Origin of the sequence: Ferrimonas senticii DSM 18821 (assembly GCF_000422665.1) — a bacterium.
In the GTDB taxonomy this organism is placed as follows: Bacteria; Pseudomonadota; Gammaproteobacteria; order Enterobacterales; family Shewanellaceae; genus Ferrimonas; species Ferrimonas senticii.
In genome coordinates, this window is record NZ_KE383899.1 from 277,393 (window position 1) to 292,478 (window position 15,086).

Genomic DNA, 15,086 nt, shown 5'->3' on the forward strand with positions numbered 1-15,086 from the left:
AATGCCCCTTGTCTGACTAACGCGGTTACGCCAACTGGCGATAAACTCGTTTCATTGCTTTTACCAGCTGATCTACCTCTTCTTCACTGTGGAACAGGTGGGTAGAGATCCGCAGCGCGTGGGTGTCGAACGCGTCATCGGCGCGCAACTTAAAGTTAACGGTGCGGATGGTAAAACCGTGGCGTTCACGCAGCTCGCTATTCATCTGTGCAATCAGATCGCGATCGGCTTGGTCATAGAATGGGTTGATAGTGGTTAACCCCGACTCTAAACCGGTTACCAGTGGCGAGTAGATTGCCGCTTCAGGAAACGCCTTTGCCAAGCCGCGTTTCAGACGAGCGCTCAGTTCCAACACTCGCTGTTCGATGCGATCACGACCGATCTGATCCCACATTTTGCAGACATCAGCCAGTGCTTGTTTCATTGGGAAGTTATCGTTGCCGACATATTGCAGTTGCATGTTCAAAGGCTGGTTCATCGCTGCCATCGAGCTGTTGATAATGTGCAACGGCTGTGGACGGTCGTACCAGAATTGTTTGAGCCGTTCGGCATTGTCACGGACATACAAAATGCCACTGGCACCGGGACCACACTGCCACTTATGGCCTGGGCCCGCGTAAAAATCGCAGTCCATATCGTGGAAGTCGAGATCCAACATGCCGATACCGTGGGCACCATCGACTAAGGTTGGGATCTGATTGGGGATCGCCACCTCTTTGCAGATCCGCTTTGCCGGCAAGGTGGTGCCGGTTTTGTAGGTAATGTGCGAGAACGCCAGCAACCGCACTCGCGAACCATACAGCGCCACCGCATCGGCAAACACCTGCACAAACTGATCTTCAGTAACGCTGTTGGCGCCGGTATCCACCGGGATCTCCAGTTCAATTACTTCAACCCCGTAGCGCTCGCTGACAACATGCAGCGGCGAGGTCAAACCGATGTGCTCGTGGTGGGTAGTCAGCACCACATCACCGGCTTCAAATTGCAATCCGCCGATGATGCTACAAATACCATCGGTGGTATTGCGGCTAAGTACAATCTCATGCGGCTCGGCGCCAAAGCCCGGTGCGACATCGGCAATCATCTGAGTGACGTGTGGGAACGGACCAAACTTATCACCCATTGCGTAGGGATCTCGTGCCACTAGACGATTATTGCGTTCCAGTTTATCCAGCACGGTTCGCGGGATAGAGCCGGTGGTACCGATGTTCATGTAGCAGCTATCTTTTGGCAAGATGAACTCGCGGCGCAATGATTGCCAAAGCTTGTTTGGCCGGAAGTCGCTAGCCCGCCATTCAGGTTCGGCAACCGCCGCCATTGCTGAGCTAGGCAACGCCATCGCAGCGGCAACGCCGCTTCCTGCTTTTAAAAACTGACGACGACTGGTGACACTGGTTAATGCTGATGACACGAGAAAACTCCTTTAGGGCAAAATCCAAGCAACGCACTGATATTGCGTTGAATCTGCGACATTAATTTAGTTTTCCAGAATAAGATTGCGGTGACATCAAACTATTGAACTCGCAAGTGACTACCACTGAATTTAATTTAGATTGCTCAGCCAATGCTGTTTCATTAATAAACAAAAAGCACACCAATAACAACCAAAATGATATTTGATAGAGAGTTAAGTTAATTTCATTAAATAAACTTATCTGCACTCTACAAATTAAACAGCATGAATTTAATCTATTCGACAGACGGCCACCATTGAGCACAACGGCTGCTCAATGGCGGCTGCATTGCAGTTACTGTTTACGAAGATCAACCATCAACACATCACAACTGACACTGTGTAATACGCTGTTGGCGGTTGACCCCAGTAGCGACCGCAATCCGGATTGGCCGTGAGTACCAATAATCACCAGATCGATATCATGATCGTTGGCGGCACGTTCAATTTCATCCGAAGCCACCCCTTCACGCAGCAGCAGATTGCTGCGATTAATATTGTGCAGTTTGCCGAGCTCCTCCAAACGTTGCTCAGCGCGCTCGCGCAATGACTGCTTCATCGCCACCATTTGATCGGCAAAATCCAGACCATCGATGGTGTAGGCGATCGCCATCGGTTCTTGCACATGAATAAAGTACAGTTGCGCCTCGTTGTTTTGGCAAACCCGCAACCCACGTCGAATAATCTGGTGGTTATCGTCATGAAAATCTAACGCAATCAGAATCTTGGTGTACTTATCCATGGTGATTTCCTCGCCCTGTAGTGATCGGCCTGAACGGCCATTGCAACCTTGAACTTGCTAACTCTAATAGCAACATTAGTGGCTGCTGAGTACTTTGACTCACATCAATGACCCGGCAAAGTTGGTGAGCAAAGGCAGTGAATAGTGCTGCAAACCGCCACAATCACCGCAGTCAGTACTGATTGTCGCCAGCAGTGAAAGCACCGCGGCAGTCACGCGGTCAATCCAAGCAGTGACATAGCCACATTGAAGGACCAATTATGAACAGAACTGCTCGATTGCTCAGCCGCGCGTTGCTGGCGCTCACCATCATCAGCGCACCGCTGACCGCCCTTGCCAATCAAGATGGCGGTATTGCCGCCAACCCCGAAGCGGTATCGCCACTGCTCAATGGCATGCAAGTACCGGCAATTACGGTGCAAAACAGCGCGGGCGAAGCGCTTTCACTGAACCAGTTGCTGGCACAAAAGCCAAGCTTGGTGCTGTTCTATCGTGGCGGTTGGTGCCCCTACTGCAACGCCCAGCTGGCGGGACTGCAGCAAATTGAGGCGCAACTAAAGCAGCTGGGCGTGCAAGTATTGGCACTGGCACCAGAGCCACCGGAAGAACTAAAGGCCGGTGAAGGCAAAGGCAATTACCAACTGTTGAGTGACCGTAATCTGCAGGCCACCACCGGTTTTGGCTTGGGTTATACCCTCTCTGGTGCCGCTAATCTGGGCTACAAAGCCAAGATGGGCGATCGCTTGGTGTTGAGCCCTGAGGGCCAAGTGATCTTGCCGGTACCTGCGGTGTATCTGGTTGATACCGATGGCGTAGTGCAGTTTTCCTACGTTAACCCTAACTTTAAAGTGCGCGCCCATCCTGAGCTTATCCTCAAAGCGGCCGAGCTAATGCTGGCAAGCAACTGAATCCAAATCACAAAGGCGATCGGCAGATCGCCTTTTTTATTGGCGCCAGCGCCCACCTTTGCTTAGATGGCTCCCCCCTACCTTGGAGCCACTATCCATGACCCAAACCATTATTTTTGATACCGATCCAGGTATCGACGATGCAATGGCACTGCTGTTCGCTCACGCTCTACCGAACATCGATCTGTATGGCATCACCACCGTTTTTGGTAACGCCACCATCGATGATGGCACCAAGAACGCCTGCTACCTGCGCGATCGCTTTGGCATCAACGCCATTATCGCCAAAGGCGCCGACAAACCGCTGGTTCGCCCACCAGTCGGACCAACCACCATCGTTCATGGTGAGCATGGCTTAGGCTATGTCGAAGCCCCAGCGGATACCGCGATTAACCTCGATCCACGCCCGGCCTATCAGTTCCTGTGTGAAGAGGTAAAACGTCGCAGCGGCGAGATCACCATTGTGGCGGTTGGCCCGCTGACTAACTTGGCGCTGGCCTTGCAGCACGATCCTGAAATCACCCAGCATGTGAAGCAGGTGGTGATCATGGGTGGTGCCTTTGGCCTTGATGGCAACTGCGGCAACGTCGCGCCATTTGCCGAAGCCAATATCCACGACGATCCGCACGCCGCCGATCTGGTGTTTACCGCTGATTGGCCGGTGGTGATCGTCGGTTTGGATGTCACCCATAAAGCGTTCTTTAGTGGCGAATACTTGGATGCGTTGCGCGACAGCGCCGGCGAAACCGGCCAGTTTATCCACGACATCAGCCGCTTCTACTTGGAGTTCTACTCCAACAAGGTGGGCCTGAACGGTTGTCACGTCCACGATCCATCGGCGATTGCCTATGTCGCCGATCCAAGCCTATTCGGCACCCGCTCTGGCCCAGTTCGAGTGGTGTGTGACGGCCCACTGACTGGCATGACCGTGCAGAAAGTCGATGCCCGCCGTTACTCTGACGATGAGTTCAGCGATCACCGCGCCCAACAGGTATGCGTCAGTGTCGATGACCAGCGACTACTGAAGCTGTATCAAGACAGCATCAACCGTTTGGCCTAAAACTCATCGGCTAATGCCACTGCAAACAAAAAACGCTCCGAATCGGAGCGTTTATTATTTGAGCCAAAGCCAGTCCGAGAATGCGTTCTCGGCTACCCAGCAACGTTGCTAAGTACTGTTAGTTAGCCACTCGATTCCATTGCGTAGGAGAAATCGCCGCAATCGAGGCGTTCAACGCAACTGCTAGGGGTTCTACCAGTAAGTTGAACAACGCAGAGTGCGGCGGTTTCCACTAGCAGGGGCTAGTGATTCGGGTTGATTCGCGCCATCGACAATGCATCGGCGTATTGGCCATTGCGAAAGGCGTAATCGCGCAGTTCCCCTTCGGTGACAAAACCAAATTTCTGATACAAATGCTGGGCGCGATGGTTGTCGCTAAATACGGTCAACTCGATCCGATGCAGATCCAGCCAGTTGTCGGCCAAGTCGATCATTGCGCTCAGCAGCGCTTGCCCGATCCCAAGTCCTTGATGGCTGTCTTTAACCCCCATACCAAAGTCGCCGACATGGCGGCGGCGATGGCACTCACTAATGGTCAAACCGATACTGCCAACCAGCTCACCATCCACTTCTGCCACCAAACTGAATACATTGCTGGGCTGATTGCTTAACCGTTCACGCCAACGGTTGGGTTCGGCAAACGGCATCTGCAAGGTATTCATCTGCGCATTGCCATGGCTATAAAGCGCCACGATCGCATCCGCATCGGCAACGGTGCTTCGGCGAACCACAATATCCATCGATAACTTTCCTTGTCGCGGTCTTATCTCAGCAGGTTACCGATGGCGTGTTCAAAAAAACAACCGTTAAATGGTTAACTCATCGAATGCAGACCGATCAGATTGCCCTCGGTGTCTCGCACCAAGGCGATAAAGCCATGCTTGCCGATGGCGAATTTCGGTTTCACGACGGCCCCGCCAGCCTCCGCCGCCCGCTGTTGCTGGACGGCGCAATCGTCGCAAGAGAAATAGACCACGGTGCTGTTGCCACCGGCACTGCAATCAGCCATTTTCACCAAGGCGCCACTGGCACCGTACTCTTCATGGTGGCCGGGGAACAGCCACATTTCGATCTCATCGCTGGGCTCTTCCATCGCTTCCAGTTCCAGCGCAAACACCTGTTGATAAAAGGCTTTGGCACGCGCCATCTGATCCACGTAGATCTCAAACCACCCCACCGGATTGCTCGCCATAACGGGCTCCTGATTTATCCATCGTAACCCGTTAACCCTAGCTCACCGGCAGCGCCTTAAACCTGAAACTTGGCCAACTGCTGCTGCAATTGCATACAGTTTTGCTGCATCGCTTCTGAGGCCTGCTGCAACTGGACGCCAACGGTAGTTAGCTCGGCGCTGTCTTGGCGCAAGTGATCGCAGCGGGCGGTCATCACCTCACTGACTTGATGCTGCTCTTCGGCGGCGGCGGCGATCTCGGCCACTTGCGCCGAGATCCGCTCCACTTCGGCGACGATCCGCAGCAACACCGATTCTGCTTGTTCCGCCTCAACGGCACTGGACTTGGCCAACTGTTGTCCGTGGTTCATGGCGCCAACCGCCACCTGACTGGTGCTTTGCAACGCCTCGATCATCGACCGAATTTCATCAATCGAAGCGCTGGTACGCTGCGACAACACCCGCACTTCATCGGCTACCACCGCAAAACCGCGTCCCGCTTCGCCAGCGCGTGCCGCCTCAATGGCCGCATTCAATGCCAATAAGTTGGTCTGGGCGGCGATCGCTTCGATGGTTTCCAGCACCTTGTCGATGCCCTGCGCGTGTTGCTCCATCTGGCCGATCACTTCGCCGCTGTGCACCACCTGTTGCAGCAGTTGATCACTGCTGGCGACTGAACGCAGGATCACCTCACGCCCTTGGCGACAGGCGTCACTGACATTGGTTACCGCATCGTTCGCGGCGCAGGCTTGCTGCGCCACCATGTTGGCGCTTTGTTCAAGTTGCCCGACCGCTGTGGCGATCTGCGCCAGTTGATCATCTTGGCGCGCCACCGCCTCGGCCTGTTGCAACGCCTGTACCGCAGTGGTTCGACTTTGATCTGACAAGGCCTCCGCTTGACCACGAACATTGCCAACGATCTGCTGTAATTGCTCGATAAACTGGTTGAGATGGCTAGCCACTTTACCGACTTCATCGGCACGGTGAATATCGATGCGACGAGTTAGATCCGCCTCGCCCTCAGTTAAATCGTTGATCGAACTGCGCAGGGTTTCGACCGGTTTAAGCAGATGGTGCAACAGCCAGCCGGTCAGGAGCGTGATCACTACCACCACCAGCAAGGTCACCAGCAACATCCGCAAGGTCATGGCGATGATCCCCTGCTCCAGCTGTTGCTGATCCGCCAGGATCACCACTTGCCAATGCGCATCGGCAATGTCAGTGACCGCCAGATAGTGGCTTTGACCTTGGAAAGCGACCAAATTCGGTACCGTTGGATCGTATTGCTTAATGGCATCGGCAGCGACTAGTTGGTTGAGGTTGGTCAGCAGCAGACTGTCGTCATCCGCGGCAATCACCCGCTGCTTAGCATCCACTAGCAATACTCGTTGCTGCTTGGAGGCGCTGGCAAGCACCGAGTTGGCGATGGCACCGAGCGAGATATCGGCGGCCACCACCCCAGAAAATGCGCCATCAAAACGCTGCGACAAGCTCAGCACCATGCCGCCATGAACATCTTGATAGGGATCGGTAAACACCAACTGCGACTGCGCTTGCGCGCTTTGGTACCACGGACGCTGGCGCGGATCGATGGCCGGTGCAGGCTGATCCAGTTGGCTCCAGACTAACTCGCCGTTGCCGTAGCCAGCGTACATCAGATCAAAGCCATTACTGGCGGCCAGCAGATTAAAGGTGGCGGTTTGTGGCGCGCGCTGTTGCAGTTGCGCTGCGGTTTGCCGCACCATCTGCGCCCGAGGCTGCAACCATTGCTGCAAATTTTGCTGCAGCGATTCCACCTGAGTGTGCAGTTGCTGCTGCAGTTCCGCTTGGCTTTGCTGCCAGTAGTAGGGCAACACAAATGCGGCTTGAATCAGCCCCGTAAACAGCGCTACCAGCGCCACAAAGCCTTGCAACCGAGTTTTTATCCGCATTGTTATGCCCTAGAAAATGACCGACAGTCGGTTATCGGCCAAGACTCGGCAAAACTGAGCAGGCTTTTAATGGGCTACGGTTTACTGGTCAGATCTCATAGTGCAAACCACACTCGCGCTTGATCCCGAAAAAGCGGGTATCTTCTTCGTTCTCGCCAAGTTCTAGCGGCCTTGAGGTATGATAGTCACCGATTGAAGCGTAGCCCTGATGCCACAGTGGATGATACGGCAGTTCATGTTCAGTTAAGTATTGGTGCACCTGCTTGGCGTGCCAATCCAGCACGGGCAGCAGTTTAAAGCGGCCGGAACGGATGGCTAAAAACGGCAATTCACTGCGGCTTTGGGATTGCTGCCGCCGCAGCCCGGCAAACCAACTGCCAACGGCTAATTCGTCCAAGGCTTGGCGCATCGGCTCAACTTTGTTCAAGCGGTTGTAGTGATCCAGCCCCGCCTCCCCTTGCTGCCATAACTGCCCAAAGCGCGCCTCCTGCCACGCCGGGCTATGCTTGGCGCGAAACACTTTGAGGTTTAGCTTCAGCCGCTCTGTCAGTTGATCGATAAACTGGTAAGTTTCCGCAAACAGGTAGCCGGTATCGGTTAGCACCACTGGGATCTGCGGCGCTTGCTTGGTGACCAGATCCAGCATCAGCGCCGCTTGCGCACCAAAGCTGGAAGTCAGCACATGGTTGCCGGGCAACTGCTCCAGCCCCCAAGCGATCCGCTCTGCTGCGGTAAGCTGCCCAAGCTGCTGATTCAGCACCGCCAGCAGCGCTTGGCTGTCTGGACTTTGCGGCTCGCGCAGCAGCGCCGCCAGTTGGGCTGAGGTTGGCGTTAACATGCTCTCCCCCTAACGCGACTAAGCCGCGTAGAAATCGTCTTTGGGCACCACTACCGCAGCAATAATGCCAACCCGAACCACAAAGTCACCAAAGCGTTCTTCCGGTTGACGCTCTGCCACCCAGCGGCCGATCAAGCTGTCCAATTCGGCAAACAGTGCCTGCTCATCAAGGTTGCCACGATACAGCTTGGGAATGCGGCTGCCATTATGATTGCCACCCAGATGCAGGTTGTATTTGCCCGGCCCTTTGCCAACCAACCCCACCTCCGCCAGCATCGCTCGGCCACAGCCATTGGGGCAGCCGGTGATGCGGAAGATGATTGCCTCTTCAGGCACCTGGTGTTTTGCCAGCAACGCCTCTAAACGATCGACATAGCTTGGCAGCACCCGCTCGGCTTCGGCCATCGCCAATGGACAGGTCGGCAGCGACACACAAGCCATGGCGCTTTTGCGCTGGTTAGAGTGGCTGTCGTTGATCAGCCCGTGCTGCCGCGCCAACTGTTCAATCACCGCTTTGTCGCGTTCAGCTACCCCCGCAACAATCAGGTTTTGGTTGGCGGTCAAGCGAAATTCACCTTTGTGGATTTGCGCAATCGCTGCCATTCCGGTTTTCAGTGGCTTATCGACAAAATCAAACACCCGACCATTTTCAATAAACAGCGTCAGGTTGTGTTTGCCATCAATTCCCGCGGTCCAACCGAAGGCATCGCCGCGATGGGTCAACTCGAACGGCGCGGCGGCAGCGAAGGTTACCTCGGCGCGGCGCTCAACCTCTTGCTTAAACACCGCAAGGCCAATGCGATCGATGGTGTACTTGGTCTTGGCGTTTTTGCGGTTAACCCGGTTACCGAGATCGCGCTGGGTCGACACCACCGCAGCCGCCACCGCCAACGTGTGCTTGAGCGGCACAAAACCAAGGTTATCAGCGGTACGCGGGTAGGTCGCTTGATCACCGTGGGTCATCGCCAAGCCACCACCAACCAACACGTTAAAGCCAACTAACTGCCCCGCCTGTTCGCCGCTACCAGCAATCGCCACAAAATTAAGATCGTTGGCGTGCAGATCAACGTCGTTGTGCGGCGGCACGACTACCGTGGTTTTGAATTTTCGCGGCAGGTAGGTTTGCCCCAAGATCGGTTCCACTTCGGCGCCACTGGCCTCGGCGGTGGTAGCACGGTCCGATTCGGTACTTTCGATCTTTTCGCCATCGAGCCAGATCTCGGCGTAGGCGCGGGTGTGCGGCAGCAGGTGCTCAGAGATCTTCTTTGCCCACTCATAAGCTTGGCTGTGCAGTTCCGATTGCTCGGGGTTAGAGGTACACAGCACATTGCGGTTTACATCGCCAGCGGTGGCAATCGAATCGATGCCGATGCGATTTAGCATCTGGTGCATCGTTTTGATGTCGCGCTTCAATACCCCGTGAAACTGAAAGGTCTGCCGGGTAGTTAAACGGATACTGCCAGCGTGACTGCTGTGCTTGGCAAAGTCGTCAATCGCCAACCACTGCTTGGGAGTGATCACCCCGCCGGGCAGCCGCGCCCGTAACATCACCGTGTGCAGCGGCTCCAATTTCTGTTCGGCGCGTTCGGCGCGAATGTCGCGGTCATCCTGCTGATACATGCCGTGGAAGCGGATCAGCTGGAAGTTATCGGAGGTGAAACCGCCGCTGACAGGATCGGTCAGATCGCTAGCGATGGTGCCGCGCAGCTGCTGGCTTTGGCCTTTGATCCGTTCGTTATCCGCCAGTTTGCCGGTCACCACCAAGTCTTGCAGTTCCGCCGGTAATTGATTGCTGCTCATCAGTACACATCCTTGAAAAAGCGTTTTTGTTGTTGCAGTTCGAACAGCCACTCAGCCGCTTGCTCGCTGTCCAGCTGCCCCTGCTCGGCGGCGATATCTTTTAACGCTTGCTCTACCGCTGGTGCCATGGTGCTGGCATCACCGCACAGATACAGCACGGCACCGCGCTCTAGCCACTGCCACAGTTCGCTGGCTTGCTCTCGCAGGCGGTCTTGGACGTAGATTTTGTCGGGCTGATCGCGGCTGAACGCCAAGGTGAGCTTTTCCAGCTCGCCGCTGGCCAGATACTGCTGCCACTCCACTTGGTAGAGGAAATCCTCGGTAAAGTGTGGATTACCAAAGATCAGCCAACTGTTACCACGGATCCCATCAGCGGCACGCTGCTGCATAAAGGCGCGATAGGGCGCAATGCCGGTGCCGGGGCCGATCATAATGATTGGGGTGGTGGCATCGGCAGGTAGGCGGAAGCGGTCGTTGGACTCGACAAACACTCGCAGCTTATCGCCCTCCCCGAGTCGGGTTGCCAGCGCCCCCGATACCGCACCGAGGCGTTCGATGCCATCGCGCTGCTCGGCCACTTTGGCAACCGTTAGATGCACTTCGTCACCCACTTCCGCTTGCGAGGAGGCGATCGAATACAGCCGTGGGGTCAGTGGTCGCAGCATCGCAGTCAGCTCATCAGCGGTGACCTTAGTGCCGCTCGGCAGTGGGTAACGTTTGATTAAATCGACCAATTGGTGCGAAGTGATAAAGCGCCGCAGCTGGGTGCCATCATTGATGATGTTGTTAAGCGGTTCGCTGCCCGTCAACGCCGCCCAGCCTTTAACTACGGCGGGGCTCAACAAGGTAAGTTCATACTCACTTTGCAGTTGCTGTTTGATGGTGCTGTCTCCGGCTAAATCCAATAGCAGCAAGATCTCATCCACCAGCGCACTGGGGTTATCCAACCAAATACCGAGGGCATCACCGGGCTGATAGCGGATCTCGGAATCGCCAAGATCGATCTCGACATGGCGAATGTCTTTGCTGGAGTTACGGCCGGTGATCTTTTGACTGACGATAAGTTCAGCCTGATAAGGAGACTGCTTGGTGAAGTTAGCGGTTTCGGCTTGCGCAAACGGCAACACCTGCGCCGTGCCGGCACTGGCAGCGGCGCTTTGTGGCTTCGGCAATGCCTGCCAAATCGCTTGCTGCCAGGTATTGGCGCTGTCGGCAAAGTCAACATCGCAGTCGACTCGCTCGGCAATTCTGCTAGCCCCTAGCTCTGCCAACCGAGCATCAAGTTCTTTGCCGGTTTGGCAAAACTGCTGGTAACTGGAATCCCCTAGGGCCAGTACGCTGAACTGCAACCCATCCAATTGCGGCGCCCGTTTGCCCATCACAAACTTATGGAATCCCAAGGCGTCATCCGGCGGATCGCCCTCGCCGTGAGTGCTGACCACCAGCAGCAGTCGCTGCTCTTGGGCTAACAGCTTTGGCTTGTAATCGCTCATCGATTTCAGCGTCACCGCCCAGCCTTGCTCACTGGCGGCTTTGCCCGCTTGCTCGGCGACGCTGCGGCCATTGCCAGTCTGGCTGCCATACAAGATGGTGAGCGCGGCACTGCTGTCACTCACCGCAGCTGGATTTTCGCCAGCAACAGCGGCAACCTGGCTTGCCCCTTGATTCGCCAACGCCGCCAGATAGCCGCTGATCCAAGCCGCTTGTACCGGCGTTAGTTCCGCCGCCAGTGCTCGCAACTTGGTTACCTGCTCTGGTGCCAGCATTCCTGCACCGGCCTGCAATTCGTTCAACAGCATCAACGCTCCCTGATCGCTTGTGTCATTCACTTGATAGCCCACAGGGTAAGGAGCCTTGATAGTTATAAAAAATACTCAATTTGGTTTTTTTATAACTAAAGTGCATATAAAGCCCAATTAGGCCCCGGCGCTTAGCAACGCCAAAATTCCAGATAAGCGAATGCAATTGCTGCAGAACTAAACAAGCGTTTGAAACTGCGCTGGATCAAAGTACATTGTTTTCGATTGCCTTTATCGTGACTTCCATCCATTACACACCTTTGACGGTTGTGATGAACGTGGGAAACTCCAGAAAATATGTGACCAATCGACATCATCTGCGCTGAATGTTGGTTGGGGGCAGGTTGATATCTGGTGTCCAAGGTTGGACACACAAAACATCATTCACCATGTTTGGACAACACAGAGAATCAGCCAAATTTAGTTTCGACAATAACCAATAACGGGCGCAAACAGGTACGACAGATATCGACCTGCCCCGTCACCGAGGACCTGATTGTGAAGATCGCCGTGATCAAGGAGATTCAACCAGGAGAGACGCGCGTTGCGCTGATCCCCGCCAACGTCAGCAAGCTCACCAAAGCCAAGCTGACCGTTACCATCGAGAGTGGCGCTGGCCTAAAAGCCGGTTTCACCGATGAGGATTACCAAGCTGCCGGCGCCACTATTGGCACTGATCGCCCGTCGACACTGGCGGATGCGGCAGTGGTATTAACCCTCTGCGGCCACGGTGATGCCTTGATTAAACTGCTGCCGCAGCTGCAATCAGGCCAAACCTTAGTGTCGATGATGGATCCGCTGGCTAATCCAGCGGTAGCGTCGATTTTGGCAGAGCATCAGATCAACGGCATCGCCTTAGAATTGGTGCCGCGCATTACCCGCGCGCAATCGATGGATGTCCTCTCCAGCAACGCCACCATTGCCGGTTACAAAGCGGTACTACTGGGTGCGGCCAATGCCCCACAGCTGTTCCCGATGATGATGACCGCTGCTGGCACGCTTAAGCCTGCCCGGGTGTTCGTGATGGGGGTTGGCGTTGCTGGCTTGCAAGCTTGTGCCACCGCCAAACGCCTTGGTGGGGTGGTTGAAGCCTATGACATTCGCCCCGCCGCCCGCGAACAGATCCTGTCGGTCGGTGCGCGACCGGTGGAACTTAACATCGAAGCGGAAAACACCGAAACCAAAGGCGGTTACGCCAAAGAACAAAGCGCCGACTTTATCGCTAAGCAGCAAGCGGCGATGGCCGATGTGTTAGCCCAACAAGATGTAGTGATCACCACCGCGGCAATCCCGGGTCGCAAGGCGCCGGTACTGATCACCGAAGCGCAGCTGAATAAGATGAAGCCCGGATCGATCATCGTCGATTTGGCGGCGGAAACCGGCGGCAACTGCGAACTGACCGAAGCGGGCAAAACCGTTCAACATCACGGCGTGACCATCATTGGCCCGCAAAACGTGCCCGCCAGCGTTCCTAATCACGCCAGCCAAATGTTTGGCACTAACCTCACCAACCTACTGCTGTTGATGGCTAAAGAGGGTGAGCTGAATTGGGACTTTGAGGATGAGATCATCCGTGACACCACCGTCAGCTTTAATGGCGAAGTGGTCAATGCCCGTCTGCGCGACCTGTTACAACTGCCGACACTGATGACTGACGAACCGGAACCAGAGCCGGAAAACGCCGCCGCCAGCAACGAGGAGAGCAAATAAGATGGAACTGATGCTACTGATCACCCTGTTTGTGGTGGCGATCTTTTTGGGGGTGGAGCTGATCACCAAGGTGCCACCAACCCTACATACGCCGCTGATGTCGGCTTCCAATGCCATCTCGGGCATTACTTTGGTCGGGGCGCTGTTGGCTGCCGGCTCTGGTGCTGGGGTATGGGTCAACATCCTTGGCTTTATCGCGGTGGTGCTGGCCACCATCAACGTGGTTGGCGGCTACTTGGTCACCAACCGGATGCTGGCGATGTTTAAAAGGAAGTAACCACCGATGAGTTCAACCGTTGTTTATCTGGCCTACCTTGTGGCCGCGGTGCTGTTTATCCTCGGCATCAAAAATCTAACCAAACCTCGTACTGCGGTACGCGGTAACCAACTGTCTTCGCTGGGGATGTTGATTGCAGTGGTAGTCACCCTGCTGGATCAACAGATCTTAAGTTACAGCTGGATCATCGTCGGCATGATCATCGGCGGTGGCGTCGGTACCTATCTGGCCCGTACCGTGCAGATGACCGCTGTACCAGAGATGGTGGCGGCGCTGAATGGCTTTGGTGGCGGAGCCTCGCTGTTTGTAGCGCTGGCCAACGTCGCCGATCCCAGCATGGGCGGTAACACCATCGCCCAGCTGTCGATTGCCGTCACCGTGCTGATCGGCTCGGTCACCCTCTCCGGTTCGTTCGTTGCCTTTGGCAAACTGAGAGAGCTGAAAGTGTTTAGTGATGGTTCGCTGAAGATCCCCGGCGGCACCCTGACTAACGCTATTCTGTTCGCCGTTGGCCTGCTTCTAGTGCTGCTGCACACCAACGCCCCGAGCGGCGCGCTGATCCTGCTGCTGGTCGCCGTCGCCATTGTGCTTGGTCTGGCACTGGTGCTGCCGATTGGCGGCGCCGATATGCCGGTGGTGATTGCCCTGCTGAACTCTTACTCCGGCATCGCCGCCGCCACGGCCGGTTTTATCAGCGGCAACACCGTGCTGATCATCTCCGGTTCACTGGTTGGTGCCTCTGGCCTGATCCTGACCCAAATCATGTGTAAAGCGATGAACCGTTCGCTGACCAACGTGCTGTTTGGGGTAATGGCTGAGGGCGGCGAAACCATCGACGCCGACGAAGTGTATGCCGGTAAGGTCAAATCCTCCTCGCCAGAAGAAGTGGCGATGATGCTGGAAACCGCTGAACGAGTAGTAATTGTTCCGGGCTACGGTCTGGCAATGGCGCAAGCGCAACACGCGGTACGGGAACTGGCCAACGTGATGGAAGCCCGTGGTACCGAGGTGAAATACGCCATCCATCCGGTTGCAGGGCGGATGCCGGGGCACATGAACGTATTGCTGGCGGAAGCGGAAGTGCCGTATGAGCAGTTGGTGGAGATGGATGAGATCAACCCGCAGTTCGAGCAAACTGATGTGGCGATCGTAATTGGCGCCAACGACGTTACCAACCCTATGGCACGGGAAGACAAAGGCAGCCCAATCTACGGCATGCCAATCCTGAATGTAGATAAGGCCCGCAACGTGATTATCGTTAAGCGCTCATTAAGCCCAGGCTTTGCTGGTCTGCCGAATCCGCTGTTTGCCAAAGACAATGCCTTGATGTTGTTTGGCGATGGTAAGAAAGCGATTGTCGAGCTGACCGCTAGTTTGAAAGAAGCGGATTAACCCAA

Annotated in this window: 13 protein-coding genes; 5 read left to right on the plus strand and 8 right to left on the minus strand. The window is 55.3% G+C overall.

The features are described from left to right. Window positions 1-25: 25 nt before the first annotated feature. Both G506_RS0116395 and G506_RS0116400 read right to left on the minus strand, forming a co-directional pair. Window positions 26-1,411 carry an aminotransferase class V-fold PLP-dependent enzyme gene (locus G506_RS0116395; RefSeq protein WP_028117815.1) on the minus strand — a complete coding sequence of 462 codons (1,386 nt, stop codon included), beginning with the start codon at window positions 1,409-1,411 and terminating at the stop codon, window positions 26-28. A 337-nt stretch (window positions 1,412-1,748) separates the two neighbouring features. Next, window positions 1,749-2,195, minus strand: a complete 447-nt coding sequence (locus G506_RS0116400; protein WP_028117816.1) for a universal stress protein — start codon at window positions 2,193-2,195, stop codon at window positions 1,749-1,751. 260 nt (window positions 2,196-2,455) lie between these two features. Between G506_RS0116400 and G506_RS0116405 the strand changes: the two genes are divergently transcribed. Further along, window positions 2,456-3,103, plus strand: coding sequence for a peroxiredoxin-like family protein (locus G506_RS0116405; protein WP_028117817.1), 648 nt, complete (start codon window positions 2,456-2,458; stop codon window positions 3,101-3,103). Between the two features lie 97 nt (window positions 3,104-3,200). Next, the gene (locus G506_RS0116410) at window positions 3,201-4,163 is read left to right on the plus strand and encodes a nucleoside hydrolase (protein ID WP_028117818.1); all 963 of its coding nucleotides are present in this window, start codon (window positions 3,201-3,203) and stop codon (window positions 4,161-4,163) included. Window positions 4,164-4,405: 242 nt separating this feature from the next. On the opposite strand, the gene G506_RS0116415 is transcribed toward G506_RS0116410, so the two are convergent. From G506_RS0116415 to G506_RS0116440, 6 genes are all read right to left on the minus strand, one after another. Continuing rightward, on the minus strand, window positions 4,406-4,903 hold the full coding sequence (locus G506_RS0116415) for a GNAT family N-acetyltransferase (RefSeq protein WP_028117819.1): 498 nt from the start codon (window positions 4,901-4,903) through the stop codon (window positions 4,406-4,408). A gap of 74 nt (window positions 4,904-4,977) precedes the next feature. Further along, window positions 4,978-5,355, minus strand: a complete 378-nt coding sequence (locus G506_RS0116420; RefSeq protein ID WP_028117820.1) for a VOC family protein — start codon at window positions 5,353-5,355, stop codon at window positions 4,978-4,980. 56 nt (window positions 5,356-5,411) lie between these two features. Continuing rightward, a complete protein-coding gene (locus G506_RS0116425; protein WP_028117821.1) occupies window positions 5,412-7,265 on the minus strand; it encodes a methyl-accepting chemotaxis protein in 1,854 nt (617 codons plus the stop codon). Window positions 7,266-7,353: 88 nt separating this feature from the next. After that, window positions 7,354-8,103 carry a phosphoadenylyl-sulfate reductase gene (locus G506_RS0116430; protein WP_028117822.1) on the minus strand — a complete coding sequence of 250 codons (750 nt, stop codon included), beginning with the start codon at window positions 8,101-8,103 and terminating at the stop codon, window positions 7,354-7,356. An 18-nt stretch (window positions 8,104-8,121) separates the two neighbouring features. After that, entirely contained in the window at window positions 8,122-9,903 is a 1,782-nt protein-coding gene (gene cysI / locus G506_RS0116435) for an assimilatory sulfite reductase (NADPH) hemoprotein subunit (protein ID WP_028117823.1), read from the minus strand. Continuing rightward, window positions 9,903-11,702 carry an assimilatory sulfite reductase (NADPH) flavoprotein subunit gene (locus G506_RS0116440; RefSeq protein WP_028117824.1) on the minus strand — a complete coding sequence of 600 codons (1,800 nt, stop codon included), beginning with the start codon at window positions 11,700-11,702 and terminating at the stop codon, window positions 9,903-9,905. Before G506_RS0116440 ends, cysI begins: the two co-directional genes overlap by 1 nt. A 510-nt stretch (window positions 11,703-12,212) precedes the next feature. On the opposite strand from G506_RS0116440, the gene G506_RS0116445 reads away from it, so the two are divergent. From G506_RS0116445 to G506_RS0116455, 3 genes are read left to right on the plus strand one after another with little or no spacing between them, the layout of a single operon-like run. After that, the gene (locus tag G506_RS0116445; protein ID WP_240473445.1) at window positions 12,213-13,412 is read left to right on the plus strand and encodes an NAD(P) transhydrogenase subunit alpha; all 1,200 of its coding nucleotides are present in this window, start codon (window positions 12,213-12,215) and stop codon (window positions 13,410-13,412) included. A gap of 1 nt (window position 13,413) precedes the next feature. Continuing rightward, on the plus strand, window positions 13,414-13,689 hold the full coding sequence (locus G506_RS0116450) for an NAD(P) transhydrogenase subunit alpha part 2 (protein WP_028117826.1): 276 nt from the start codon (window positions 13,414-13,416) through the stop codon (window positions 13,687-13,689). Window positions 13,690-13,695: 6 nt separating this feature from the next. Further along, window positions 13,696-15,081: an NAD(P)(+) transhydrogenase (Re/Si-specific) subunit beta gene (locus G506_RS0116455; protein WP_028117827.1), complete on the plus strand. Its 1,386-nt coding sequence runs from the start codon at window positions 13,696-13,698 to the stop codon at window positions 15,079-15,081. Window positions 15,082-15,086 lie beyond the last annotated feature (5 nt).

What these genes read in the sequence shown, in the direction of transcription:
- G506_RS0116400 (WP_028117816.1), bottom strand. Translation starts at nt 2,195, where the DNA reads ATGGATAAGTACACCAAGATTCTGATTGCGTTAGATTTTCATGACGAT.
- G506_RS0116405 (WP_028117817.1), top strand. Translation starts at nt 2,456, where the DNA reads ATGAACAGAACTGCTCGATTGCTCAGCCGCGCGTTGCTGGCGCTCACC.
- G506_RS0116410 (WP_028117818.1), top strand. Translation starts at nt 3,201, where the DNA reads ATGACCCAAACCATTATTTTTGATACCGATCCAGGTATCGACGATGCA.
- G506_RS0116415 (WP_028117819.1), bottom strand. Translation starts at nt 4,903, where the DNA reads ATGGATATTGTGGTTCGCCGAAGCACCGTTGCCGATGCGGATGCGATC.
- G506_RS0116420 (WP_028117820.1), bottom strand. Translation starts at nt 5,355, where the DNA reads ATGGCGAGCAATCCGGTGGGGTGGTTTGAGATCTACGTGGATCAGATG.
- G506_RS0116425 (WP_028117821.1), bottom strand. Translation starts at nt 7,265, where the DNA reads ATGCGGATAAAAACTCGGTTGCAAGGCTTTGTGGCGCTGGTAGCGCTG.
- G506_RS0116430 (WP_028117822.1), bottom strand. Translation starts at nt 8,103, where the DNA reads ATGTTAACGCCAACCTCAGCCCAACTGGCGGCGCTGCTGCGCGAGCCG.
- cysI (WP_028117823.1), bottom strand. Translation starts at nt 9,903, where the DNA reads ATGAGCAGCAATCAATTACCGGCGGAACTGCAAGACTTGGTGGTGACC.
- G506_RS0116440 (WP_028117824.1), bottom strand. Translation starts at nt 11,702, where the DNA reads ATGCTGTTGAACGAATTGCAGGCCGGTGCAGGAATGCTGGCACCAGAG.
- G506_RS0116450 (WP_028117826.1), top strand. Translation starts at nt 13,414, where the DNA reads ATGGAACTGATGCTACTGATCACCCTGTTTGTGGTGGCGATCTTTTTG.
- G506_RS0116455 (WP_028117827.1), top strand. Translation starts at nt 13,696, where the DNA reads ATGAGTTCAACCGTTGTTTATCTGGCCTACCTTGTGGCCGCGGTGCTG.